Annotated in this window: 21 protein-coding genes and 1 pseudogene; 10 read left to right on the top strand and 12 right to left on the bottom strand. The window is 69.5% G+C overall.

Annotated elements, in window-relative coordinates; genetic code table 11:
- Positions 1 to 16: 16 nt before the first annotated feature.
- Positions 17 to 1,833: pseudogene (locus ABSY19_RS16515) on the bottom strand (carboxyl transferase domain-containing protein).
- Positions 1,834 to 2,015: 182 nt separating this feature from the next.
- Positions 2,016 to 2,318 carry an RNA-binding protein gene (locus ABSY19_RS16510; RefSeq protein ID WP_291121781.1) on the bottom strand — a complete coding sequence of 101 codons (303 nt, stop codon included), beginning with the start codon at positions 2,316 to 2,318 and terminating at the stop codon, positions 2,016 to 2,018.
- Between the two features lie 261 nt (positions 2,319 to 2,579).
- Between ABSY19_RS16510 and ABSY19_RS16505 the strand changes: the two genes are divergently transcribed.
- The gene (locus ABSY19_RS16505) at positions 2,580 to 5,516 is read left to right on the top strand and encodes an EAL domain-containing protein (protein ID WP_382153528.1); all 2,937 of its coding nucleotides are present in this window, start codon (positions 2,580 to 2,582) and stop codon (positions 5,514 to 5,516) included.
- Positions 5,517 to 5,526: 10 nt separating this feature from the next.
- Here the strand turns inward: ABSY19_RS16505 and ABSY19_RS16500 are convergent, their stop codons facing one another.
- Together ABSY19_RS16500 and ABSY19_RS16495 are read right to left on the bottom strand one after the other, a co-directional pair.
- On the bottom strand, positions 5,527 to 6,585 hold the full coding sequence (locus tag ABSY19_RS16500; protein ID WP_382153525.1) for a cupin-like domain-containing protein: 1,059 nt from the start codon (positions 6,583 to 6,585) through the stop codon (positions 5,527 to 5,529).
- A gap of 48 nt (positions 6,586 to 6,633) precedes the next feature.
- The gene (locus ABSY19_RS16495; RefSeq protein WP_382153522.1) at positions 6,634 to 9,606 is read right to left on the bottom strand and encodes an L-glutamate gamma-semialdehyde dehydrogenase; all 2,973 of its coding nucleotides are present in this window, start codon (positions 9,604 to 9,606) and stop codon (positions 6,634 to 6,636) included.
- Positions 9,607 to 9,711: 105 nt separating this feature from the next.
- On the opposite strand from ABSY19_RS16495, the gene ABSY19_RS16490 reads away from it, so the two are divergent.
- Positions 9,712 to 10,182: an Lrp/AsnC ligand binding domain-containing protein gene (locus ABSY19_RS16490; protein WP_382153519.1), complete on the top strand. Its 471-nt coding sequence runs from the start codon at positions 9,712 to 9,714 to the stop codon at positions 10,180 to 10,182.
- Positions 10,183 to 10,251: 69 nt separating this feature from the next.
- The gene (locus ABSY19_RS16485; protein ID WP_382153516.1) at positions 10,252 to 10,800 is read left to right on the top strand and encodes a DUF3617 domain-containing protein; all 549 of its coding nucleotides are present in this window, start codon (positions 10,252 to 10,254) and stop codon (positions 10,798 to 10,800) included.
- Here the strand turns inward: ABSY19_RS16485 and ABSY19_RS16480 are convergent.
- Positions 10,784 to 11,503, bottom strand: coding sequence for a YggS family pyridoxal phosphate-dependent enzyme (locus ABSY19_RS16480; protein WP_382153514.1), 720 nt, complete (start codon positions 11,501 to 11,503; stop codon positions 10,784 to 10,786). The genes ABSY19_RS16485 and ABSY19_RS16480 overlap by 17 nt on opposite strands.
- Before the next feature lie 39 nt (positions 11,504 to 11,542).
- On the opposite strand from ABSY19_RS16480, the gene ABSY19_RS16475 reads away from it, so the two are divergent.
- The 3 genes from ABSY19_RS16475 (at position 11,543) to ABSY19_RS16465 (ending at position 14,847) form a co-directional block, all read left to right on the top strand.
- Positions 11,543 to 12,586 (top strand): type IV pilus twitching motility protein PilT, encoded by a 1,044-nt coding sequence (locus ABSY19_RS16475; protein WP_291121788.1) that lies wholly within the window; start codon positions 11,543 to 11,545, stop codon positions 12,584 to 12,586.
- 112 nt (positions 12,587 to 12,698) lie between these two features.
- Positions 12,699 to 13,835: a PilT/PilU family type 4a pilus ATPase gene (locus tag ABSY19_RS16470; RefSeq protein ID WP_291120124.1), complete on the top strand. Its 1,137-nt coding sequence runs from the start codon at positions 12,699 to 12,701 to the stop codon at positions 13,833 to 13,835.
- A 109-nt stretch (positions 13,836 to 13,944) separates the two neighbouring features.
- Complete coding sequence (locus ABSY19_RS16465) at positions 13,945 to 14,847, top strand: NAD(P)-dependent oxidoreductase (RefSeq protein ID WP_382153512.1); 903 nt, start codon at positions 13,945 to 13,947, stop codon at positions 14,845 to 14,847.
- A gap of 107 nt (positions 14,848 to 14,954) precedes the next feature.
- Here the strand turns inward: ABSY19_RS16465 and ABSY19_RS16460 are convergent, their stop codons facing one another.
- The 3 genes from ABSY19_RS16460 to ABSY19_RS16450 are packed head-to-tail and all read right to left on the bottom strand — an operon-like array spanning position 14,955 to position 16,708.
- A complete protein-coding gene (locus ABSY19_RS16460; RefSeq protein WP_382153509.1) occupies positions 14,955 to 15,617 on the bottom strand; it encodes a BON domain-containing protein in 663 nt (220 codons plus the stop codon).
- A complete protein-coding gene (locus ABSY19_RS16455; protein ID WP_291120132.1) occupies positions 15,614 to 16,234 on the bottom strand; it encodes an SIS domain-containing protein in 621 nt (206 codons plus the stop codon). The genes ABSY19_RS16460 and ABSY19_RS16455 overlap by 4 nt, the downstream gene beginning before the upstream one ends.
- 36 nt (positions 16,235 to 16,270) lie before the next feature.
- Positions 16,271 to 16,708 (bottom strand): YraN family protein, encoded by a 438-nt coding sequence (locus tag ABSY19_RS16450; RefSeq protein ID WP_382163836.1) that lies wholly within the window; start codon positions 16,706 to 16,708, stop codon positions 16,271 to 16,273.
- Between ABSY19_RS16450 and rsmI the strand changes: the two genes are divergently transcribed.
- Positions 16,708 to 17,619: a 16S rRNA (cytidine(1402)-2'-O)-methyltransferase gene (gene rsmI, locus ABSY19_RS16445; protein ID WP_382153506.1), complete on the top strand. Its 912-nt coding sequence runs from the start codon at positions 16,708 to 16,710 to the stop codon at positions 17,617 to 17,619. The two genes, ABSY19_RS16450 and rsmI, sit on opposite strands and share 1 nt — an antisense overlap.
- Here the strand turns inward: rsmI and ABSY19_RS16440 are convergent.
- The gene (locus ABSY19_RS16440) at positions 17,613 to 17,975 is read right to left on the bottom strand and encodes a hypothetical protein (RefSeq protein ID WP_382153503.1); all 363 of its coding nucleotides are present in this window, start codon (positions 17,973 to 17,975) and stop codon (positions 17,613 to 17,615) included. The two genes, rsmI and ABSY19_RS16440, sit on opposite strands and share 7 nt — an antisense overlap.
- A gap of 138 nt (positions 17,976 to 18,113) precedes the next feature.
- Here ABSY19_RS16440 and ABSY19_RS16435 point away from each other — a divergent pair, with 138 nt between their 5' ends.
- The 3 genes from ABSY19_RS16435 to ABSY19_RS16425 all read left to right on the top strand — a co-directional run bounded on the left by ABSY19_RS16435 (position 18,114) and on the right by ABSY19_RS16425 (position 20,493).
- Positions 18,114 to 18,695: a DUF502 domain-containing protein gene (locus ABSY19_RS16435; RefSeq protein WP_382153500.1), complete on the top strand. Its 582-nt coding sequence runs from the start codon at positions 18,114 to 18,116 to the stop codon at positions 18,693 to 18,695.
- 137 nt (positions 18,696 to 18,832) lie between these two features.
- Complete coding sequence (locus ABSY19_RS16430; protein ID WP_382153498.1) at positions 18,833 to 19,459, top strand: intradiol ring-cleavage dioxygenase; 627 nt, start codon at positions 18,833 to 18,835, stop codon at positions 19,457 to 19,459.
- Positions 19,460 to 19,482: 23 nt separating this feature from the next.
- Complete coding sequence (locus tag ABSY19_RS16425; protein WP_382153495.1) at positions 19,483 to 20,493, top strand: metal-dependent hydrolase; 1,011 nt, start codon at positions 19,483 to 19,485, stop codon at positions 20,491 to 20,493.
- Here the strand turns inward: ABSY19_RS16425 and ABSY19_RS16420 are convergent.
- The 3 genes from ABSY19_RS16420 to dinG all read right to left on the bottom strand — a co-directional run bounded on the left by ABSY19_RS16420 (position 20,490) and on the right by dinG (position 24,879).
- Positions 20,490 to 21,992: a phospholipase D family protein gene (locus ABSY19_RS16420; protein WP_382153492.1), complete on the bottom strand. Its 1,503-nt coding sequence runs from the start codon at positions 21,990 to 21,992 to the stop codon at positions 20,490 to 20,492. The two genes, ABSY19_RS16425 and ABSY19_RS16420, sit on opposite strands and share 4 nt — an antisense overlap.
- Positions 21,993 to 22,053: 61 nt before the next feature.
- Positions 22,054 to 22,524 (bottom strand): CopD family protein, encoded by a 471-nt coding sequence (locus ABSY19_RS16415; protein WP_382153490.1) that lies wholly within the window; start codon positions 22,522 to 22,524, stop codon positions 22,054 to 22,056.
- 24 nt (positions 22,525 to 22,548) lie between these two features.
- Positions 22,549 to 24,879, bottom strand: coding sequence for an ATP-dependent DNA helicase DinG (gene dinG, locus ABSY19_RS16410; protein ID WP_382153488.1), 2,331 nt, complete (start codon positions 24,877 to 24,879; stop codon positions 22,549 to 22,551).
- Positions 24,880 to 24,905: the final 26 nt, after the last annotated feature.

Genomic DNA, 24,905 nt, shown 5'->3' with positions numbered 1-24,905 from the left:
GGGCCCTCCTCGGGCCTCACCAGGTGTCGATGAATCGCCCCGGGCGGGGCTCTGACACCTTCGCCCCCGCCAGTCCCCTGACCAGCCAGTCGCGCGTGAGCGCCGGGTCGATCACGGCATCGATCTCGAGCGTGGTCGCCATCTGCACCGCCGAGCCATTGGCGTACTGCTGCGCCAGCAGCCGGTCGAACAAGGCATCGCGCTGCGGCCCCTCCGGCTCCGCTTCGAGCTCCTTGCGATAGCCCAGGCGCACGGCGCCTTCCAGCCCCATGGCGCCGAATTCGGCCGTGGGCCAGGCCACGGTGAAGGCCGGCGAATGGAACCCACCGGCCGTCATGCCCATGGCGCCCAGGCCGTAGCCCTTGCGCAGCACGACGCTGAAGAAGGGCACACGCAGGTCCGCCGCCACCACGAACAGGCGGCTGACGTGCCGCACCTGCGCCCGCGCTTCGATGTCCGGCCCGACCATGAAGCCCGGCGTATCGACTAGGCTCACGATGGGCAGGCCGTGTGCGTTGCACAGCTGCATGAACCGCGCGGCCTTGTCGGCGGCGTCGGCGTCGATCGCACCGCCCAGGTGCAGCGGGTTGTTGGCCATCAGGCCCACCGCGCGCCCTTCGATGCGCGCCAGCGCGGTGTGGATGCCCACGCCGAAGCCGGTGCGCAGCGGCAGCAGGCTGCCGACATCGACCAGCCCTGTCATCGCCGCCTGGGTGTCGTACACACGCAGCCGGTTCTCCGGCACCACGTCGCGCAGGGCCCGGGCATCGGGTGCACATCCGCCGTCGACCGGGCCCTGGAAGAACGACAGGTATTGGCGGGCCACCGCCACCGCCTGCGCTTCGTCGTCCACCAGCACGTCGATCACGCCATTGGCGTGCTGCACCGGGCTCGGGCCGATCTGCTCGGGCCGGAACACGCCCAGCCCGCCCCCTCCACCATGGCCGGGCCGCCCATGCCGATGTTGCTGCCCCGGGTGGCGATCACCACGTCGCAGCAGCCCAGCAAGGCGGCGTTGCCCGCAAAACAGCGGCCACTGACGATGCCCAGCACCGGCACCTGGCCCGAGAGGCGCGCGAACGCGGCGAAGGTGCCCACATGCAGGCCGGCGACGATGGGCATGTCGGTGTCGCCCGGTCGCCCACCACCGCCTTCCGCAAACAGCACCACCGGCAGGCGCTGCGCCAGCGCAAGGCCCAGCAGCCGATCGGTCTTCTGGTGGTTGCGCATGCCCTGCGTGCCCGCCAGCACCGTGGCGTCGTAGGCCATCACCGCGGTGCGCGACCGCTCGGCGCCGTATTGGGCGGCATTGACGGAACCGATGCCGGTCACCATGCCGTCGGCCGGGGTGTGGGCGATCAGGTCGTCTTCGCTGCGGCGCTGGCGCTGCGCGGCCACCGCCAGCGCGCCGTACTCGATGAAGCCGCCCTCGTCGCAGAGGTCGGCGATGTTCTCGCGCGCGGTGCGCTGGCCCAGGGCGTGGCGGCGCGCCACCGCCTCGGGCCGGGCCGCGTCGAGCGTGCGGGCCTGGCGGTCGAGCAGGCGCTGCAGGTCGGGCCTGAGCGCGGCCGGCCCGGCCTGGGCGGTCTCCTGCGGTGCGGTGGTGGGCAGGGTGGCGGCGCGTGCGACCGGCTCGGCGCGCAACAGGACGTCGCCCTGCTGCACCGACTCGCCCGGGGCGAACAAGAGCTCCAGCACACGGCCAGGCGCTTCGGCACGCAGCTCGTGCTCCATCTTCATGGCTTCGAGGATCACCAGCACATCGCCCTGGCGCACCGGGTCACCAGGGGCGACCAGCCATTGAACGATCTGAGCGGCCAGGGGAGAGCGCAAGGCATTCATGCGCCAATTCTGCGCGGCGCCAGGGCGCGCAGAGGTCAATCGGGAGACAGGGGGAGGTGGGAGCGAGGGAGCGAGGGACTGCCTGTCCAGGGACACCAAGGGTCCGGCTCTGCCGGCCCGAGGTGTCGCCCCCCTTCAGGGGGGTGGCGCCGCAGGCGACGCGGGGGGTGCTTTCAATAGATGTCGGAGTCGGCCCACTGGGACGAAGGACCGTCCTCGGCCGTCACGGGCACGTTGAGGTTCAGCACGAAGACGACTTCACCCCCGAAGCGGCCCACGCCCAGGCTTTTCATCAGCACCTGCTCCTGCTCGGGACGCTCCATGCGCAGGAAGCAGATGGCCTGCTTGGTGCCTTCGTGCATGGCGGTAAGGATGTCGAGCCGCGTGATGCGCCCGAACTCACTGCACAGCTGGTGCAGTGCGGATTTCAGGCTGGAGACGTCGCTGTATTGCCTGAGTTCTGCGAGTGTGCTCACAATCAACTCCCTCAAAGTTCAAATCGGCGGTGGTGGCGATGCGGTGGCGCGAAAGTGTTGTGAAAACGGAGGCTTGGCATCGGCGATGGGGCCATGTTAGAACATAAGCAACAAAATCTAACATTTATGTTACAAAAATTCCCCACATTTGGGGAGGCCGTGCGGAAGTTCACACGCCTGGGTCGACCTTACGCCCGCCATGTGTGCGGCAGATGACAGACGGTCTGTATGCTGCACCCTCGACCACCGAAACCCCTTGCCATGCGCCCTGGATCCGACAACCGCCCCCCTTTGGTCGCCGACACCGCGATGGAGCGCACCGGCGCCTGGACCGTGCCTCACCAGCGCGGTGAGCTCGATCGCCTGGCCCAGATGGCCACGCAGCTCGCGGGCACGGGCGCGGCGCTGCTGGTGGACCTGTCTCACGCACCGCCCGAAGTTCTGGGCTCGCACGGGCTCGACCCGGATCAGGCGGCCAGGGCCCTGGAGGCCTGCACCGCGCTGCTGCGCGAGCGCGCCGATGTGGAGCGCTGGCTGCCCGAGGCCGCCAGCCCTTGGCGCCACGGACATTGGCTGCCGGTGTTCGATGCGGTGGGACAGTCCGGCCTGCTGCTGCTCGACCACAGCCCGCGCGAACAGCCGGCGATCGGCACGCCCCTGCTGCAGTTGCTGTCGCAACACGCGGCCGATGTGCTGGCGCTGGCGCGCCGCTGCGAACAAAGCGAGCAGTACAACGCCAACGTGCTGCGCGAAAGCGAAAGCCGGCTCAACCTGACCGAGCACACGGCCGGCGCGGGCAGCTGGTCGTTGCAGCTCTCCACGCGCGAGGTGGTGCACTCGGACGAGTTCGCCACCATCCTTGGGCTGACCGATCACCGGCAGGTGCGCAACCTCGAGGACATGGTGCAGCGCTACTCCCCCGAGTGGCGCAACGGCATCCGCCAGCGCCTGGAGCGCTGCGCGCAGTACGGCGAAGGCTTCGACGAGGAGATCCAGGTGATGGTCGAAGGCGGCGCGCCCAAGTGGGTGCGCACCGTGGGCACCGCCGTGCGGCGCGCCAACGGCCAGATCGTGCGCATCCAGGGTGCGATCCAGGACATCTCGGCGCAGAAACAGGCCCAGCAGGACACGCTGCGCCTGGCGATGCGCCTGACCACCACCCTGGCCAGCATCACGGAAGCCTTCGTCACGCTGGACCGGCAGTGCTGCTTTACCTACCTCAACCAGGAGAGCGAACGGCTGCTGCAGAAGACCACCGCCGATCTGCTGGGGCTGGAGGTCTGGCAAGGTTTCAGCGCCGGCCTCTCGCAGCGCCTGAAAGACCAGCTCACGAAATCGCTCAACACCAACCGCCGCGTGGAACTGGAAGACTTCTTCCCCACGCTGGGCAAATGGCTGGAGGTTCGGGCCTACCCGTTCGCCGAAGGCCTGGCGGTCTACTTCCGCGACGTCACCGAACGGCGGCGCTCGCAGGAACAGCTGATGCTGCTGGAGACCAGCGTGTCCCGGCTCAACGACATCGTGGTGATCGCCGAGACCGGCGCGGGCAGCGACGACCAGGAGCCGCGCATCGTGTTCGTGAACGACGCCTTCGAGCAGCACACCGGCTACAGCCGCGCCGAGGTGCTGGGGCAGACGCCGCGCATGTTGCTCGAACTCGACCCGGCCATCCCCAAGCTGCGCGAACTCGCGCAAGGCCTGCAGCAGACGCAACAGGCGCGCACCGAACTGATGGTGCGCCGCAAGAACGGCGCCATGTTCTGGGTGGAGCTCGAGGTGGTGTCGGTGCAGGCCACCGCCGAAGAGGTGACGCACTGGGTGGCGGTGGGGCGCGACATCACGCAGCGCAAGACCGCCGAGGACATGATCCGCCACCTGGCGTTCTACGACGCGCTGACCGATCTGCCCAACCGTCAGCTGCTGCTGGACCGGCTGCAGCAGGCCCTGGCGGCGAGCGCGCGCTCGGGCCAGCACGGTGCGCTGATGTTCATCGACCTGGACAACTTCAAGATCCTCAACGACACGCTGGGCCACCACATGGGCGACCAGCTGTTGCAGAAGGTGGCCGCGCGCCTGACCAAGAGCGTGCGCAAGACCGACATGGTCGCGCGCCTGGGCGGCGACGAGTTCGTGGTGATGGTCGACGACCTGAGCACCGACCCGGATGCCGCCGCCTTCAAGGCCACCGCCCTGGCCGAGAAGGTGCTCAACACGCTGCGAGAGCCCTTCCAGCTCACCGGCCACCAGCATTTCGCCACCCCCAGCATCGGCGTGACCTCGTTCAACGGCCAGCAGAGCGACGTGGGCGAGCTGCTCAAGCAGGCCGACCTGGCGATGTACCAGGCCAAGTCGCTGGGCCGCAACACGCTGTGCTTCTTCGACCCCAACATGCAGGCCACGGTGAGCGCCAACGCCACCGTGAGCTCCGACCTGCGCGTGGCGCTGAGCGAGCAGCAATTCGTCGTGCACTACCAGCCGCAGGTGGACCGTGTGGGCGTGATCACCGGCGTGGAGGCCCTGGTGCGCTGGCAGCACCCGCAGCGCGGCCTGATGTTCCCGGCCGATTTCATTCCCGTGGCCGAAGACACCGGCCTGATCCTGCCGCTGGGCCAGTGGGTGCTGGAGAAGGCCTGCGAGCAGCTCGCGGCCTGGGCCGACCGGGCGCAGACCGCCAACCTGAGCATCGCGGTCAACGTGAGCGTGCGCCAGTTCCGCCACCCCGATTTCGTGGACATGGTGATGGCCGCGATCACGCGCACCGGCATCCGACCGCACAAGCTCAAGCTCGAGCTCACCGAAAGCCTGCTGGCCGACCGCATGGAGATCACCATCGACAAGATGGGCATGCTCAAGGCCTTGGGCGTGACGCTCTCGCTCGACGACTTCGGCGTCGGCTATTCCTCGCTCTCGGTGCTCAAGCGCCTGCCGCTGGACCAGCTCAAGATCGACAAGGGCTTCGTGGCCGACGTGCTCACCGACCCGAACGACGCCGCGATCTCGCGCGCCATCATCGCGCTGGCACAAAGCCTGAGCCTGCAGGTGGTGGCCGAAGGCGTGGAAACGCAGGAACAGCGCGACTTCCTGGCCTACCAGGGCTGCGACCAGTTCCAGGGCCACCTGTTCGCCAAGCCCCTGCCCATCGAGGCGCTCGACGCCCTGCTGCAGAACCCGACCGCGGGCATGCTGGTGCTGTCCTGAACGGCCGCTCTCACCAGTTGGTGATGGTGGGGTTCTGGAAGCTGTAGTGGTTGGGCAGGGCCAGGTTGGAGAACGAGAACGACAGGCTCACGTCCAGCGCCGTCACCTGGTGCCACCAGCCCAGGGGCAGGAACACCGTCTCGCCCGGCTCGACGATCACCTCGAGCACCGTGGCCTGGCTGAACAGCGGATAACGCGCGAGGTCCGGCCGGTCCAGATCGATCGGGCTGTAGACCTCGAAGTGGTTGTAGAGCAGCGGCGTCTGCAAGGGTGAGATGAAGCGCCAGCGCTTGCGCCCCACGATCTGCGTGTGGCACAGCATGAGCGTGTCGTGGTGCAGCGGCGTGACCGTGCCCGCCGGGCCGAACCAGAACGAGGCGCGACGCGCCAGCTGCGAGGGGTCGCAGAAGGCCGGCAGGCTGCCGATGTCGGCCAGGATGGGCGCGAATTCGGGCCGCGCCAGCATCTCGTTGTTGGCGGTCAGGTAGTAGTCGTTGGTGGTGCCGCCGGCCAGCACCTGATCGACAAAATTCGCCAGGCCCACGCTGCGCCGGTGGTCCAGCTTGTTGACCTCGTAATTCGGGTCCGCGCTGCGCTCGGCCTGGATCTCCACCTGCAGGTGGCCGAAGCGCTCGCGCAGGTCCTGGGGCGACCAGCGTTGCAGGGCGGGCCAGTCGCGCGCCACGCCGGTGAGCACCAGCGGGCGGCTGCCCACCACGTATTTCTCGACGAACTCGTCCAGCGGCACGTCGCCGCGCTTCTCCACCTGCCCATAGCGCGGGTTCAGCTCCAGCAGCTTCTGCTGGTTGGCCATCACCGATTCGAGCTTGGTCTGCAGCTGCTGGAACTTGCGCGCGGCAAGGAACGCGGGGTCGCTGTCCATCGCCCGGATCGCGGGCTCGCACTCGGCTGGGTCCAGGCCTGCGTCGGTCATGGTGACCAGCATGGATTCGGGCGTGCAATGGCGCAGCCGGTTCTCGGCGATCCATTGCAGCCAGCCCGTGTCGAGCGGGCGAAAGGGCGCCGCCTCCAGAGGCTTGGGCGCGGCGGGAATGGTGGGCGGGCTCATGGCGGCGGCCAGTATCGCACCCGCCGGGTGTCGAAACGTGTCGGATGGTTACCCGGTGAACAGCGCCACATTGCCCCCGGCCGCCGTGGTGTTGATGGTGAGCGTCTGCTCGGCGCAGAAGCGCTGCAGGTAGTGCGGACCGCCCGCCTTGGGCCCGGTGCCGCTGAGGCCTTCGCCGCCGAAGGGCTGCACGCCCACGACGGCGCCGATCATGTTGCGGTTCACGTAGACGTTGCCCACGCGCGCCGCGCCGGCCAGCGCCAGCGCCCGGCTGTCGATGCGGGTCTGGATGCCCAGCGTGAGGCCGTAGCCCAGCGCGTTGATCTGCTGGATGACGCCCATCGGGTCGCCGCCCCAGCGCACCACCTGCAGCACCGGGCCGAAGATCTCCTGCACCACCTCGGCGATGCCGCCCACCTCGTACATGTGCGGCGCGACCAGCCGAGGCAGGGCCGGCGAGCGGTTCGCGTCGAGCAGCGGCCGGGCCTGGGCATTCAGGCGCTGCAGATGGCGGCCGATGCCCTCGAAGGCTTCGGCATCGATCACCGGCCCCAGGTCGGTGGCCAGATCGGCCGGGTCGCCCGCCACCAGCTCGCTCGCCGCGCCCTGGATCATCGCGATCACGCCATCGGCCACGGCCTCGTGCACGCACAGCAGGCGCAGCGCCGAACAGCGCTGGCCCGCGCTGCGGAACGCGCTCTGCACCACGGCATCGGCCACCTGCTCGGGCAGGGCCGTGCTGTCCACCAGCATGGCGTTGATGCCGCCGGTCTCGGCGATCAGCGGCACGATGGGGCCGTCCTTCGCGGCGAGCGCGCGCTGGATCAGCTTGGCCACCTGCGTCGACCCGGTGAACACCACGCCGGCCACGCCGGGCTGCGCCACCAACGCCGCGCCCACGGTGTCGCCCGGGCCGTGCAGCAACTGCAGCGCGTCGGTAGGCACGCCCGCCGCGTGAAGCAGCTTCACCGCTTCTAGCGCGATGGCGGGGGTCTGCTCGGCCGGCTTGGCCAACACGGTGTTGCCCGTGACCAGCGCCGCCGCCACCTGGCCGGTGAAGATCGCCAGCGGGAAATTCCAGGGGCTGATGCAGACCCAGGCGCCGCGCCCTTCCAGGCGCAACGTGTTGCTCTCGCCGGTGGGCCCGGGCAGGGCCTGTGGCGCCATCACGCGCTCGGCGTCGTTCGCGTAGTAGCGCAGGAAATCGATCGCCTCACGCACCTCGGAGACCGCGTCGTTCCAGCCCTTGTGCGCCTCCTTCACCAGCAGCGCGCACAGCCGCGGCATCTGCTGCTGCATGGCGTCGGCCGCGCGGCGCAGCGTGGCCGCGCGCTCGGCCAGCGGCGTGTGGTTCCAGCCGGCAAAGGCCCGCACGGCGGCATCCACGGCGGCTGGTGCGTCGGCGGCGCGGGCCTCGGCCACCGCAGGCACCACCAGCGCCGCGTGCGCGGCCAGCAGCGGCTCGCGGTGCGCGACCACCGCGAGGTCCAGCCCCTCGCTGTTGGGGCGCGCCCGGCCGTACAGGTCGGGCGGCAAGGGCAGCGGGGACACGATGGCCTCGGGCCGGGACTGTGCCAGCGGCGACACCAGCAGCTCGTCCATGCCCACCGACTCGTCGGCCAGCTGGTGCACGAACGACGAGTTCGCGCCGTTCTCCAGCAGGCGGCGCACCAGGTAGGCGAGCAGGTCGCGGTGCGCGCCCACCGGGGCGTAGACGCGGCACGAGACGGCCGGGTTCTTCAACACCTCGCGGTAGATGCCTTCGCCCATGCCGTGCAGGCGCTGCAACTCGAACGGCGTGCCCTGCTTCGCCGCCATCTGCAGGATGGCCGCGATGGTGCCCGCGTTGTGCGTGGCGAACTGCGGGTGGATCGCGTCGTGCGCCGCGAACAGGGCCCGCGCGCAGGCCAGGTAGCTCACGTCGGTGTGCGGCTTCTGCGTGAATACCGGGTAGGCCGGCAGGCCCAGCTCCTGCGCGCGCTTGATCTCGGCGTCCCAGTACGCGCCCTTGACCAGGCGGCACATGAACTTCAACCGGTGCTGCCGCGCCAGGCCCGCCACGTGCTCGATCAGCTCGACCGCCCGCGTCTGGTAGGCCTGCAAGGCCAGGCCGAAACCCTGCCATTGGGGGCAGTGTTGCGCCACCCGGGTCGCCAGGGCCTCGAACACGGCCAGCGAGAGTTCGAGCCGGTCCACCTCTTCCGCGTCGATGGTGAGGTTGAGGCTGGCGGCGGCCGCCACCTCGCACAGCGACCACACGCGCGGCACGAGCTCGCGCATCACGCGGTCGTGTTGCGCGTCCTCGTAGCGCGGGTGCAAGGCGCTGAGCTTGATCGAGATGCCGTCGTTCTGGCCCGGGTGCCGCGCCGGGTCGGCGCTGCGCGCGATGGCCGCGATGGCGTTGCGGTAGCTCGCGAGGTAGCGCAGGGCGTCTTCGTCGGTGCGGGCGCCCTCGCCCAGCATGTCGAAGCTGAAGCGCAGGTTGGCCTGGCGCCTGCGCGCCGAGGCGGCCTCCTTCATGCCCTCCTCGATGGTCTGCCCCAACACGAACTGGCGGCCCAGCAACTGCACCGCGCGCAGCGTCGCGGCCACCACGGTCTTGGCACCCAGCTTGGCCATCAGACCGGGCTCGCTGCCCGCGTGCGGCAGGAAATGTTTGGACATGGCGATCGCCGTGGACGAGAGGCGCGCCAGCGTCGAGTCGGCCGCGCCATCGAAGTCGGCTCGGCCCAGCTGGTCGGCGGTGAGGGCGATCGCGGTCTCGGCGTCGGGCACGCGCAGCAGCGCCTCGGCCAGGCGCATCAGGGCCAGGCCCTCGGCGCTGGAGATCGGGTACTCCTTGAGCAGGCTCTCCATGGCCCAGAACGGCGGCGGGTTCTCGCGCACCGCGCGCACCCACGGCGCCGCATGGTCCGCGGCGGCCGCCCAATCCAGGGCACCGCGCAAGGCGCTCAGGCGCTGGGCGAGAACGCCGGCTTCGGGGCGGTAAGGGAACGGCAGGCGGTCTTGGGCACGGGGCATGGAACACTCCAGAAAGGCGGGCGATCGGTGAATTCACGCATGGTGCCGCCGAATCAACCGAGTTTTTCACCAAAAATGCCGGCGTCAACCGGATAATTCACCACCATGTCCGACGCCCAGGAACCCGACCGCATCGACCTGAAGATCCTGCAGCTTCTGCAGGCCGATGGCCGGCTGACCAACCTCAAGCTGGCCGAGGCGGTGGCCCTGTCACCCACCGCCGTGCTCGCGCGCACCCAGCGCCTGCAGCGCGACGGCTACATCCTGGGCTACGAGGCGCGGCTGAACCCGCTCAAGCTCGGGCGGGGCATGATGGTCTTCGTCGAGGTGCTGCTCGACCGCACCACGCCCAACGTGTTCAACGAATTCAAGGCCGCCGTGCAGGTGCGCGACGAGATCATGGAATGCCACATGGTCGCCGGCGGTTTCGACTACCTGCTCAAGACCCGCATGGCGGACATGGCCGCCTACCGCGACTTCGCCGGCAGCGTGTTGTGGCAGCTGCCCGGCGTGCGCGAGACGCGAACCTACGCGGTGATGGAAGAGGTGAAGAACAGCTCGCGGTTGCCCTTGTGATCCATTGACGCCGCCGTTGACACGCCCACCTGGCGCCGCACAATGGCACTCTCACCCATGGGAGCCGCCATGCACCACACCACCATCACCCCCCTGTTGCTGGGCGTCACGCTGGCCGCCACCACCGCGCACGCCCAGAGCATCAAACCCGGCCTGTGGGAGATGACGCAGAAGGTCGGCGGCAGTGCCCAGATGGACCAGGCCATGGCGCAGATGCAGCAGCAGATGGCCAGCATGCCGCCCGCGCAACGCAAGCAGATGGAGGACATGCTGGCCAGACAGGGCAAGGCCATGCCCACGCCGGGCCCGGGCGGCGGCATGGCCATGAAGGTCTGCATCACGCCCGAGATGGCCGCGCGGCAGGACATGCCGATGCAAGGCGATGGCGACTGCACCAACACCGTCACCTCGCGCAGCGCCACCGCGCTCAAGATGAGTTTCGTCTGCAAGAAGCCCCCGTCCTCCGGCGAAGGCACCTACACCTTCAGCGGCGACGCCGCCTACACCGTGAAGATGGTGATGAACACCACGCACCAGGGCAAGCCCCAGACCATGACCATGGACGGCCAGGGCAAGTGGCTGTCGGCCGACTGCGGGACGGTCAAGCCAAGGAAGTGAGTTTGGCGGGGCGGCCGCCGAACACGGCGCGCCCCACGCGCACCATGGTCGAGCCGGCGGCGATGGCGGCCTCGAGGTCGTCGCTCATGCCCATGGACAGCGTGTCGAGCGCCAAGCCCGCGCCATTGAGTTGATCAAACAACTCCTTCGCCTGCAGGAACACCGCGCGCTGGGCCTCGAAGGTCTCGGCCGGTTCGGGGATGCACATCAGGCCGCGCAGGCGCAGGTTCGGCAAGCGCGCCACCGCCTGCGCCAGTTCGCGCAGTTCGGCCGGCGCCACGCCCGCCTTCGTGAGGCCACCGTCCACATTCACCTGCAGGCACACCTGCAAGGGCGGCAGTCCTTCGGGGCGCTGTTCACTCAGGCGCTCGGCGATCTTGAGCCGGTCCACCGATTGCACCCAGTCGAAATGCGCGGCCACCAAACGGGTCTTGTTGCTTTGCAGCGGGCCGATGCAGTGCCATTGCGTTGGCGTCGGCGCAACAGCCGACTCGCGCAGCGCGAGGATCTTCTCGACGCCTTCCTGCACGTAGTTTTCGCCAAAACACCGCTGACCGGCGGCCTGCGCCTGACGAACGGCGTCCGGTCCGAAGGTCTTGGAAACCGCGAGCAAAACCACCGCCTCCACGGGGCGTCCGGCATGTGAACAAGCACGCGAAATGCGCTCTTTCAGCCCTTGGAGATTGCGTTCAATGGTCGTCATAATCTGCCGTCATACCTCAACACCGCACGGGACCCCGGGATGGATATCACCCAACTGCTGGCTTTCAGCGTCAAGAACAAAGCATCCGATCTTCATCTCTCGGCCGGTCTTCCACCCATGATACGGGTGCATGGTGATGTGCGACGCATCAACGTCGAACCGCTGGACCACAAGCAGGTCCACGGCATGGTGTACGACATCATGAACGACAGCCAGCGCAAGCAGTACGAAGAGTTCCTGGAGTGCGACTTCTCGTTCGAGATCGAAGGCCTGGCGCGCTTTCGCGTCAACGCCTTCAACCACAACCGCGGCGCCGGCGCGGTGTTCCGCACCATCCCGAGCAAGATCCTCACGCTGGAGCAACTCAACGCACCCAAGATCTTCGGCGACCTCGCCCTGCGCCCGCGCGGCCTGGTGCTGGTGACCGGGCCCACCGGCTCGGGCAAGTCCACCACGCTCGCCGGCATGGTCAACCACCTCAATGAAACCGAGTACGGCCACATCCTCACGGTGGAAGACCCGGTGGAGTTCGTGCACGAGTCCAAGAAGTGCCTGGTCAACCAGCGCGAGGTGGGCCCGCACACGCTGAGTTTTTCGAACGCGCTGCGTTCGGCGCTGCGCGAAGACCCGGACGCGATCCTGGTCGGCGAAATGCGCGACCTCGAAACCATCCGCCTGGCGATGACCGCCGCCGAGACCGGTCACCTGGTGTTCGGCACGCTGCACACCTCCAGCGCGGCCAAGACCATCGACCGCATCATCGACGTGTTCCCGGCCGAAGAGAAAGACATGGTGCGCGCGATGCTCTCCGAATCGCTGGTGGCGGTGATCTCGCAGACGCTGTGCAAGACCAAGGACGGCTCGGGCCGCGTCGCGGCGCACGAGATCATGCTGGGCACCAGCGCGATCCGCAACCTGATCCGCGAGGCCAAGGTGGCGCAGATGTACTCGGCCATCCAGACCGGCAACAGCGTGGGCATGCAGACGCTGGACCAGAACCTCTCGGAGCTGGTCAAGCGCAATGTGATCAGCCCGGCGGAAGCACGCGGCAAGGCGAAGATCCCCGAAAACTTCCCGGGCTGAGATGACCACCCCCACGCTCCACCGCTGCGCGGGTCGCTGCCCCCCAAGGGGGCTGGCCTTGCTTGGGGCGGCCCTGCGCGGCGGCCGTCGCTGCTGATCAAAGGACACTCTCATGGAACGCGACCAGGCATCCAAATTCATCAACGACCTGCTGCGCCTCATGCTCAGCCGCTCGGGCAGCGACCTGTTCCTCACCGCCGATTTCCCGCCGGCAATCAAGGTCGACGGGTCGGTCGTCAAGGTGTCGCCGCAGCCCCTGAACGCCACGCACACGCTGGCGCTGGCGCGCGCCATCATGAACGACAAGCAGGCCGCCGAATTCGAGCGCACGAAGGAGTGCAACTTCGCGATCTCGCCGCCGGCCATCGGGCGCTTCCGCGTCAACGCCTTCATCCAGCAGGGCAAGGTCGGCATGGTGCTGCGCACGATTCCCGCCGTGCTGCCCACCATCGACAAGCTCGGCCTGCCCCAGGTGCTCAAGGACGTGGCGCTCTCCAAGCGCGGCCTGTGCATCCTGGTCGGCGCGACCGGCTCGGGCAAGTCCACCTCGCTGGCGGCCATGGTGGACTGGCGCAACGAGAACACGCACGGCCACATCATCACGGTGGAAGACCCGATCGAGTTCGTGCACCCGCACAAGAACTGCGTGGTGACGCAGCGCGAAGTGGGCCTGGACACCGACAGCTGGGAGGCCGCGCTGAAGAACACGCTGCGCCAGGCGCCCGATGTGATCCTGATGGGCGAGATCCGCGACCGCGAAGCCATGGAGCACGCGATCCAGTTCTCCGAGACCGGCCACCTGTGCCTGGCCACGCTGCACGCCAACAGCGCCAACCAGGCACTGGACCGCATCATCAACTTCTTCCCCGAGGAGCGCCGTGCCCAGCTGCTGATGGACCTGTCGCTGAACCTGCGCGCGCTGGTCTCCCAGCGCCTGGTGCCGCGCCAGGACAACAAGGGCCGGCACGCGGCGGTGGAGATCATGCTGAACTCACCGCTGATCTCCGACCTGATCTTCAAGGGCGATGTCGCCGAGATCAAGGAGATCATGAAGAAGAGCACCCAGATGGGCATGCAGACCTTCGACCAGGCGCTGTTCAACGCCTTCGAGGCCAACCTCATCACGCTCGAAGACGCGCTGCGCAACGCCGATTCGCTCAACGACCTGCGGCTGCAGATCAAGCTCAACAGCCAGCGCGCCAAGTCGCTGGACCTGGCGGCGGGCACCGAGCACCTCACGATCGTGTAAAAACACCCCCGCGCCGCGCTGGCGCGCGTCACCCCCTCAAGGGGGCAATGCCTGCGGCCTGGCGAAGCCAGTTCCGCGGCATTCTTGAACCCACACGAAGGACCTCTTCATGAGCAGCATCGCCCAACGCCCCTACGAATCCACCCCTGCGCGCAAGGTCGCCTTCATCGGCCTGGGCGTCATGGGGTACCCCATGGCGGGGCACCTGGCGCGCGCCGGCCACACCGTCACGGTCTACAACCGCTCCGGCGCCAAGGCCGCTGCCTGGGTGGCCGAATTCGGCGGCGCGCACAAGCCCACGCCGCGCGAAGCGGCCCAGGGCGCCGACATCGTGTTCGCCTGCGTGGGCAACGACGACGACCTGCGCTCGATCACGCTCGGTGCCGACGGCGCTTTCGCCGGCATGGCCCCCGGCGCGGTGTTCGTGGACCACACCACCGCCTCCGCCGACGTGGCGCGCGAGCTGCACGGCGCGGGCAAGACCCTGGGCATTGCTTTTGTGGACGCGCCCGTCTCGGGCGGTCAGGCCGGCGCGCAAAACGGCGCCCTGACCGTGATGTGCGGCGGTGAGGCGGCCGCGTTCGACGCCGCCAGGCCGGTGGCCATGGCCTTCTCGCGCGCCTTCACCCGCCTGGGCGAGAGCGGCGCGGGCCAGCTCACCAAGATGGTCAACCAGATCTGCATCGCCGGCCTGGTGCAAGGCCTGTCCGAAGCGATCGCCTTCGGTCAGAAGGCCGGCTTGGACATGACCCAGGTGCTGGAGGTGATCGGCAAGGGCGCGGCCCAGAGCTGGCAGATGGACAACCGGGGCAAGACCATGGTGGCCGACAAGTTCGACTTCGGCTTTGCCGTGGACTGGATGCGCAAGGACCTGGGCCTGGTGCTGGACGAAGCCAAGCGCAACGGCGCGCGCCTGCCGGTCACCGCGCTGGTGGACCAGTTCTACGCCGACGTGCAGGCCATGGGCGGCCAGCGCTTCGACACCTCCAGCCTCATCAAACGCTTGAAGTAGGTCCCCCCCGCGCCGCCTTCGGCGTCACTCCCCAGGGGGCAACACGTGCGGCCCGGCGAAGCCGGTTCCGCCGTGTTCTGGAAGGGGCCGCGCCTCTTCGAGCGGCGTTATTTGGCGGGGTTGGTCGGTGCCGGCTGCTTGGCGGCGCCGATGTTGGCGAGTTCCTGCTCGGAGATGATTTCGAACACGCGCACCACGCGCGACACGTTCTGCGTGTTGCGCGCGATGTCGGTGGCGCGGTCGGCTTCGCGCTGCGTCACACGGCCCATCAGGTACACCGTGCCGCGTTCGGTCAGCACCTTGAAGGCGCTGGCCGAGAGGTCCTTGGCGTCCACCAGCGAGGCCTTCACCCGGCCGGTGATCAGCGTGTCGCTCGCGCGCTCCTTGAGCGAGGGGCTGTTGGTCACGCCCAGCTCGTTGATGACCTCGCGCACGTTCTCCACACCGGACACGATCTGCGTGACCTTGGTCTTGATCGCCTCGCTGGAGGCCTCGCCGGTGATCAGCACGCGGCGGTTGTAGCTGGAGAGGTTGTAGCGCGCATGCGCGTCGCCCAGCTCGTCCTTCAGGCGGTTGGACGCCCTCAGCTCGATGCCCTGGTCGTCGAGCTGCGCGCCCGAGGTGCGGCGGTCCACCGCCACCAGCGCGGTCACGGCCGCGCCGCCCACCACCAGGGGCGCGCAGGCGCTCAGCGTGGCGCCCAAGGCGGCCACGGCGAGCGCGGCGGCGGCGATGCGGTGAAAGGAAGGGGTGTTCTTGATCTGGCTCATGAGGCACTCTCCATAGGGGTGTTGGACTCGTCGGGCAGGCCCAGCAGCTGGGCGTCCACACCGTCGCAAATGCAGTGCAGCACGAGGTGATGCACTTCGAGGATGCGGGCCGGCAGCTCGTGCGGCACGCACAGGTGCACGTCGGTGTCGCGCAGTTGCATCGAGAGGCGGCCGCCGCGCGCGCCGGTGAGCGCCACCACGACCATTTCGCGCTCGTGCGCGGCCTCCACCGCCGCCAGCACGTTGGCCGAATTGCCGCTGGTGGACAGCGCCAGCAGCACATCGCCGGCCTGGCCGAGCGCGCGCACCTGGCGGGCGAACACCGCGCGGGCATCGAAATCGTTGGCGATGCCGGTGAGCACCGCCGCGTCGGACGAGAGCGAAAACGCCGCCAGCTCGGGCCGCTCGCGTTCGTAGCGGCCCACGAAACTGGCCGCGAAGTGCTGCGCGGCCGCGGCCGAAGCGCCATTGCCGCAGGCCAACACCTTGCCGCCGCCCGTGACGCTGGCCAGCACGGCCGCGATGGCCGACTCCACCATCGGTGCCAGGGACTGGGCGCACTGGTACTTCAGGTCGGCGCTGTCGATGAACTGTTGCTGGATGCGTTGCAGAAGCATGGCGCGATCATAGCGGTGAGGGGTGTATCCATTTGCTCAGAATGCCACGGAGGCATCGAAGGCGGCGCGCAGCCACTCGATGCGCACAGGCGTCGGCGCGTCGAACGCGCCATCGATCAGCACCACATCGAAGCGGCATGCAGGCTCTGAGCCGAGCCGCAGCAAAAAGTGCCGCGCCGCGAACACGATGCGGCGTTGTTTCACCCCGGTGATGCTGGCGCCGGCCCCACCCTGGCGCTGGCTGGCGCGCTGGCGCACCTCGACGAAGACCAGCGTGCCATCGGGCTCGCGCATAATCAAATCGACTTCGCCACCGCCCCGGCCCGGGGTCCTGAAGTTGCGCCGCACCAGCGCCAGGCCATGGCGCCGCAGGTGGACCAGGGCCGCATCCTCCGCGGCGTCGCCCCGGTCCTTGGTGGTCTGTTTCGCCGCGCCGCTCCCCGAGGGCGCCGCCTGTTTTCTGGATGTCCACATTGTCTGCAAGCACTCCATCCCTGTTGGCCGCCGCCCGCGACGCGGCGGGGCACCAGCATTATCCGCAGGGCGCGCTCTACATGGTCGCCACCCCCATCGGCAACCTGGCCGACATCGGGTTGCGCGCGCTGCAGGTGCTCTCGCTCGTGGACACCGTGGCCTGCGAGGACACGCGCCACACCGCCGCGCTGCTGCAGGGCTATGGCCTGCACAAGCCGCTGCTGGCGCTGCACGAACACAACGAGGCCGAGGCCGCGCAGACCGTGTTGCAACGCCTGCAGGAAGGCCAGCGCATCGCCTACGTGAGCGACGCCGGCACACCCGGGGTGAGCGACCCGGGCGCGCGCCTGGTCGCCGCCGTGGCCGGCGCCGGCCTGCGCTGCCTGCCGATCCCGGGCGCCAGCAGCATCACCGCGCTGCTCAGCGTGGCCGGGCACAGCGGCTGGGACGGTCGTTTCGTGTTCGCAGGCTTTCTCTCGCCCAAGGCGGCCGAGCGCCAGCGCGAGGTGCAGCAGATCGGCGCCGATGCGCGCGCCTGCGTGCTGCTGGAGGCGCCGCACCGCATCGAGGCTTTGGCCAAGGACCTGGCCACCTTGGGCCCACGGACCCTGACCGTGGGGCGCGAGCTGACCAAGCAGTTCGAGGAGATCGCGCCCATGCCCGCCGAGGCCCTGCCTGGCTGGCTGCAGGCCGGCGCGCACCGCACGCGCGGCGAGTTCGTGTTGATGGTGCACCCGCTGGCGGCCGAGGCGGTCGAAGCCGGCGCGGTGGACGCGGCGGCGCTGCGCACGCTGGACCTGCTGCTGGCCGAATTGCCGCTGAAGACCGCCGTGCGCCTGTGCGCGGAGATCACCGGCCAGCCGCGCAACGCCCTGTACGAGGCCGCGCTGGCCCGGCGGGCCGATCAGTAGATCACGCGCGCCGTGTGGTCGGGGCCCGATCGGGAACCCGGTTCGCGCGGCGGGGACGGTGCGTCGGGCACCTCGGTGGCCTCGACATCCACCACATCGCCCATGGGCCGGCGCACGCCGCCCGTGCCGCCTGGCCACACGCCCTGGGTGTAGCGCTGCGAGGTCTGGCGAAAACGGCTGAACACCACCGCCGGGGCGGGCTTGCGGCCGGTCACCAGCGACCAGAGCGAGACGCCGACCACCACCACCAGGGACGCCAGCAGCAGGCTGAGCACGAAGACCAGGGCGGCCAGGGCCAGCGCCAGCCGGATCACGCCACGCAGCACGCGGCCAAAGAAGTCGAAGAGTCCGTTCATGGATGAGAGAGCCTCCTGGCCCCGAGGGAGTTCCTGAACTGGCGCGAACGCCAGGCATGCCACCCGGCATGGGGCAAACAGCGGGCAGGTGGGGGCATTCTGGCGGTTTGCAAGCCACCTCGCGGTATGCTCCCGCGTGTGAAACCGATCTACCAGTACTTCTTTCGCGGCCTGATCACCTTCCTGCCGGTGGCGCTCACGGTCTACGTGCTGTACCTGTTCATCGTCTGGGTGGAAACCATCGCCATGTGGGCGATCCGACCGCTGGTCGGCGACTTCTACCTGCCTGGCCTGGGCATCGTGATCGGCGCGGCCATGATCTTCGGCCTGGGTTTCCTGATCTCCCAGCCCGTGACGGCGCGCATGCTCTCCTGGGTGGAGCTGCCGTTCACCAACCTGCCGGTTGTCAAAAGCATCTATTCCTCGCTCAAGAGCTTCGCCGACTACTTCGCGCCCAACAAGAAGGACGCCCAGCAGCAGGTGGTGATGCTGAAGATGCCGGACAACGAGATGACCATCGTCGGCCTGGTGACGCGCCAGAACATGGCCGGCCTGCCGCCCGGGCTGGCCGAGCTGGACCACGTGGCGGTCTACCTGCCCATGGGCTACATGATCGGCGGCTACACCGTGTTCGTGCCACGCAGCTGGACCACGCCGATCGAGATGTCGGTCGAGGAAGCCATGCGAGCCTCGCTGCTCGCCTGGATGAGCACGAAGTAACCCCCCGCGCCGCCTGCGGCATCACCCCCCAGGGGGCAACACCAGCGGCCTGGCAAAGCCAGTTCCGCGGTGTTCTGGTCCGCGGAACTTGCGCCCGGACGGATCTTCCAATCAGACTGCCGTCTTTGGAGACTTGCATGAGCATCCATCCCCTCCGCCGCCGCCTTCTCATCGCCAGCGCCGCCGCCGTGGCCGCACCGGCCTGGCTGTCGCCCGCGATCGCCCAGTCGAAGTCCCTGCGCCCCACGCCGAGCCAGACCGAAGGCCCGTTCTACCCGGTCACGCTGCCGGCCGACAGCGATGCCGACCTGCTCAGGAACGGCAAGGCGGTCTACAGCAAGGGCCAGCCGACCTGGGTCGACGGCACGGTGACCGACCTTGCCGGCGTGCCGGTGGCGGGCGCGGTGGTGGAGATCTGGCAGTGCGACCACGAGGGCCGCTACCACCACCCCGGCGACGGCGGCAAGGCCGACCCGGCGTTCCAGGGCTTCGGCCAGGTCACGGTGGGCCGCGACGGGCGCTACCGCTTCCGCACCCTCAAACCCGTGCCCTACACCGGCCGCACGCCGCACATCCACGTGAAGGTGCGGCTGGACCGGCAGGAATTGCTCACCACCCAGCTGTACGTGGCGGGCGACCCCGGCAACGAGCGCGACGGCCTCTGGCGGCGCATGAACGAAGAGGCCCGCGCCGCGGTCACCGTGCCCTTCACCCCCGGCAGCGACGGCCTGCGCGCCACCTTCCCCATCGCCGTGCAGGCTTGAAGCCGGGCGGCTAAGCTCGCCGCATGGATTCATTGACCCAGATTGCCCTCGGCTCGGCCGTGGGCGTGGCCGTGATGGGCCGGCGCACCGCCGCGTGGAAGGCCGCGCTGTGGGGCGCCATCGGCGGCACCCTGCCCGACCTGGACGCCTTCATCAACCACGGCGACGCCATCCTCAACATGACGCGCCACCGCGCCGAGAGCCATGCGCTCTTCGTGCTCACGCTGGCCGCGCCGGTGCTCGCCTGGATCGTCTCGCGCGTGCACGGCGAGGCCGCGCTGTTCAGGCGCTGGTGGCTGGCGATGTGGCTGGTGCTCATCACCCACCCGCTGCTCGACACCATGACGGTCTACGGCACACAGCTGCTGCAGCCGTTCAGCGACTACCCATTCGCCGTGGGCAGTGTCTTCATCATCGACCTGGCCTACACCCTGCCGCTGATCGTGGGCGTGGTCGCGGCGCTGCGGCTGAAGTCCGCGCGCGGCCTGGCGTGGAACACCGCCGGGCTGGTGCTCAGCACGCTCTACCTGGGCTGGAGCGTGGGCGCGCAGCAGCATGTCACGCGGGTGGCGCAGGCGTCCCTGCAGGCCGACGGCATCGCGGCCGAGCACCTGCTGGTCACGCCCTCGCCGTTCAACACCGTGCTCTGGCGGCTGGTGGCCACCACACCCACCGAGTACCGCGAGGGCTTCTACTCGCTGCTGGACGACAGCCCGCGGATCACCTGGACGGTGCATGAGCGCGGCGCGGACCTGATCGCGCAACACCACAACGAGCCCTACCTCGCGCGCATGGCGGCCTTCACCCACGGCTTCTACAGCGTGTCGGCCACCGAGGGCCATCTGTTCGTGACCGACCTGCGCATGGGCCAGGAGCCGCACTACACCTTCCGCTTCGACCTGGGCAGCGATACGGAGCGGACCAACGGGGGCCACCGCCCCACCCTGAACGGCTCTCGCCCGGACCTCGCCACCGCGCTGCCCGGCCTGTGGCACCGGCTGCTGGGCAACCGGCCACCGTCACCGGCGAGCTAGAGCAGCCACTCGATCGGCAGCACCGACAGCAGGCCGATCCAGGCGCGTTGCCCCAGCGAGCTGCCCGGCTCGCGGGTGTGGCGGATCTCCTGGCCGTCGCGGCGTTCGATCCACACCAGATCGCCCCGCTCATCGAGCCGCACCGCGTACGCCGTGGCCGGCACCTCGCGGTCGAAGGCCTCGGCGACCGCGCGCGCCATGGCCGGGCTGTCGATGATGAACCCCAGCTCGGTGTTCAGGTGCGCCGAGCGCGGATCGAAATTCATCGACCCCACGAACACGCGCTCGCCGTCGAGCGCGAAGGTCTTGGCGTGCAGGCTGGAGCCCGAGCTGCCGAACACGCCCGAGCGGCCCATCACCACCGCGCTGCGGCGCATCTCATACAGCTCGATGCCGCCGCGCAGCAGGTCCTGGCGGTAGCGCGCGTAACCCGAGTGCACGGCCGACACGTCGGTCGCCTCCAGCGCGTTCGTCAGGATGCGCACGCGCACGCCCCTGGCCGCCAGGCGCTCGAAGACCGCCACGCCCGCCGCGGTGGGCACGAAGTAGGGCGAGATCAGATCCAGCGAGCGCACCGGCGGGCGTGCCAGCACCTGGGCCAGCTGGTGGGTCACCAGCCCGTCCTTCTCGGCCAGCCCCAGGCCTTTGCGGGGGTCGTCGCTGACCATCTCCACGCGCGCCCACTGGGGCACGATGCCACCCGTGAGCAGGTCGGTCACGAAGCGCGACTCGCGCAGGGCCTGCAGGTAGCGCGTGGCGCGCGGATCGCGCTCGGCCTGCCCCGCGGCGTCCGGTGCCGCCACCACCGTCCCGGCCGGGACGATGCGGTCGATCGGGTAGGCCGAGGCGCTGGCCCAGTAGCGGTCGAAGTCGGCCGACAGCTCGGGCACCACCGCCCCGGTGGCCAGCACGTCGAGATCGGCGAACAGCACGCCATCGGTGGCGCCGAAGTACTCGTCGCCCACGTTGCGCCCACCCATGATGGCGGCCTGGCTGTCGGCGACCAGCGCCTTGTTGTGCATGCGCCGGTTGGCGCGGCTGAAGTGCGTGAGGTAGCCCAGCGCCTTGGGCTGGCGGATGGAGAACGGGTTGAACAGCCGCACCTCGATGGCCGGGTGCCGGTCCAGCGCGAGCAGCTTGCCGTCCATGGCCACGCCGTTGTCGTCCAGCAGCAGGCGCACGCGCACGCCGCGGTCGGCCGCCTCGCGCAGCGCGTTGAGCAAGAGGTTGCCGGTGATGTCGTCGCGCCAGATGTAGTACTGCACGTCCAGCGTGCGCTCGGCCGCGCGCACCAGCAGCACGCGCGCCGCGAACGACTCCAGCGCATCGGCCAGCGGCAGGATGCCGGACTCGCCGGGATGGGCCTGCGCGTCAGCGCTCAGCACACGGCCCAGCGCCGTGGCAGCCGCCTCGGCCGGCGCCAGGGCGCGGGATTCGGTGCGCCCTTCCAGCGGAGGCAGGGCACAGCCCTGGAGCAGGGCAGTCAGCAACGCCATCATCCACCCACCTCGTTGGAAGATCCCCATGGAAGGCACGCTCATGACGGCGCGGCGGAGGCGTTCAGCCCATCAGCAGCGTCACGCAGACGATCACCACGCCGATGCACAGGTTGACGAACACCCAGCTGCGGATGGACGCCATGGCCGCGCCGGCCGCGGGCCAATCGCTGGCGGCCACGGCGCGCGTGAGGCGCTTGAACAGCGCGAAGCGGATGTGGCCAAAGATCAGGATCATCACGATGCCCAGCGTGGCCATGATGGTCCAGTCCAGCGGCATGTTGAAGGCCAGGCCGGCCTGCACCGTTTCCTTGGCCGTGCGGCCGATCATCCACAGGCCCGTGGCCAGCACCACCAGAGAGGCCCACAGCACCACCGAGAAGAAGCGCTTCATCACGGCCTGCAGCAGGCGCAGGCGCACTGGCGGCTCCAGCGCCTGCACCGAGGGGCGCAGAAAGAAGTGCGCGAAGGCCATGCCGCCCACCCACAGGATGACGGCCAGCACGTGGATGAGTTTGAGGGCGGAGAAGATCATGCGCGGGGCTTTCTGTGAGGAAGGTCAGGCTTCGGTCAGCACGCCGTCCACGCGGCGCTGCAGCCGGTAGGGCGGCAGGCCCTTGAGCATGCGCCGTCCGTAGGACTGGCGCAGCAAGCGGGCATCGTAACAAACGACCACCGCCTCGTCGGCCTCGGTGCGCAGCGCGCGCCCGGTCCATTGCAGCAGGCGCGCGCCGGTGGCGGGCACCACGAGTTCGCTGAACGGGTCGCGGCCCTGGCTCTTGAGCCAGTCGGCGCGCGCCTGCCCCACCGGGTCGCTCGGCGAGGCGAAGGGCAGCTTGGTGATGAACACCCATTCGCACAACTCGCCGGGCAGGTCCAGCCCTTCGCCGAAGGACTGCAGGCCGAACAGCACCGAGGGCTTGCCCTCGGCCACGCGCTCGGCGTGGCGGCGCAGCAACACGGTGCGCGAGGCCTCGCCCTGCACCAGCACGCGGTCGCGCAGCGCGCCGTGTTCGCCGCGCTCCAGCAGGCCCTGTGCCTGGCGCATCTGCGCGCGCGAGGTGAACAGCACCAGCGCGCCGCGCTCGACCTCGCGCAGGTCGGCCATCAGCAGGGCCAGCATCTCGCGCGTGTAGCCGTCCACATCCTTGGGGTCGGCCGTGGTCTGCACCACCACCAGACGGCCCTGGCGCGCGTGGTCGAACGGGCTCTGCACCTCGCGCGCGGCCACCGCGCCGTCCCAGGCCAGGCCGGACTCGTGCAGGAAGTGATCGAAGCTGCCGCAGGTGGTGAGCGAGGCCGAGGTGACCACCGCCGCGCGCACCTGGTTCCACAAGTGGTTGCGCAGCAGGCTGCCGGGCTGCAATGGGCAGGCGTGCGCGGTCAGCGTGACCAGGCCGTGGCTCACGCCGGCCTCCAGCCACTTGGCCAGGGGCGGCTGCCCGTCGCCCGCCGCCTGCTGCCAGTAGCTGGCGGTTTCCTGCGCGCTCTGCAGGCGCGGCGCGAGCACGCCCAGGCGGCTGTAGAGCTTGGCGCAGCGCGCCGCGTCGCCCGGGTTCTCGCGCGCGTTGGCCTTGAGCTGGGTGGCCAGCGCCTCGAACACCTTCAGCAGGCTGCTGGCGTTGGCGTGCAGCTTGCCCACCACCTCCAGCCACTCCGCCGGCAGCACGCCGCCGTCGAAACGGTCCACCACCGGCGCGCCGGCGTCGTTGAAAGAACCGCCACCGGCGCGCGCGGGCGAGCGGCCGGCGGACCGGCCGGTGAGGTCCAGCCAGGCCGGCAGCGAGCCGATGCGCTGCATCGCGAGCCGCGCCAGCTCGGTCTGCGCGCTCTTGAGTTCCTTGGTGAACGCGGCCACATCGATGGTGGGCTTGTGGTCGATCGCCGTGGCCACCTCGTCCACCGCGCGCGGCAGCTTGTCCAGCCAGTGGCCGCGCATCAGGTCCATGGACGCGGTGAACTGCCCCTGCGCCACCGAGCCCAGGTGGTGGGCCTCGTCGAACACGAGGTAGCAGTCCTGCGGCGCGGGCAGCGCGTGCAGGCCCAGGGTGGAGAGCAGCAGGTCGTGGTTGACGACGATCACCTGCGCCTGCGCCAGTTTGGCGCGCGCCTGGTAGTAGCTGCAGCTGTTGTAGCTGGGGCAGTGGCGCGCGGTGCAGGTGTGGCGCTCGGCGGCCACGGGCGCCCACAGGCTGCCGTCGGGCGGGTCGTCCAGCCGGTCGCGGTCACCGTCCCAGCTGCCGCCGTCCAGCGCGTTGGCCCAGGCGGTGTACTGCACGCCGCGCTCCTGCCAGCGCGCCGCGGCGGCGGCCGAGGCCACGGCCTGCGCCGCCATACCGGCCGCGCTGGTGTCGCCACCCCCATCGTCGCTTTCGAACAGGTCGGCGCTCGCCGCGTCGCCCCCGCTGAGCTGGTCCAGTTTGAGGCGGCACACGTAGCGCCCGCGCCCCTTGGCCAGCGCGAAGCTGAAGGGCTGCGGCAGCGTGGCGGCCAGCGCGGGCAGGTCCTTGGCGATCAGCTGTTCCTGCAGCGCCACCGTGGCGGTGCTGATGATCACGCGCTTCTGCTGCGCCAGCGCGAGCGGAATCACCGTGGACGCGTAGGCCGCCGATTTGCCCACGCCGGTGCCCGCCTGCACCACCGCGATGCCGCGCGCGGGCAACGCCGCGTCGCTCGCCACCGCGCCGTCGCCCAAGGTCACACCCGAGAGCGTGTGCGCGATGTGGGCCGCCATCTCGCGCTGGCCCGGCCGCGCGCGGTAACCCGGCGCGTGCGCCACCACGTGGTCGAACGCGGCCAGCGCGATCGCCTCGCGCGCCAGCGGGCCGGCCACCGGCGCGGCGGATGCGCCGGTGTCGGCGGAAGAGGGCTCAAGGGTGGGGGTGGACATGCGAACGCGAAAGCAAACGCCGATTG

The sequence above is a fragment of the Hydrogenophaga sp. ANAO-22 genome, from assembly GCF_042466645.1.
In the GTDB taxonomy this organism is placed as follows: Bacteria; Pseudomonadota; Gammaproteobacteria; order Burkholderiales; family Burkholderiaceae_C; genus Hydrogenophaga.
This window is presented reverse-complemented; position numbering and strand designations above follow the sequence as displayed.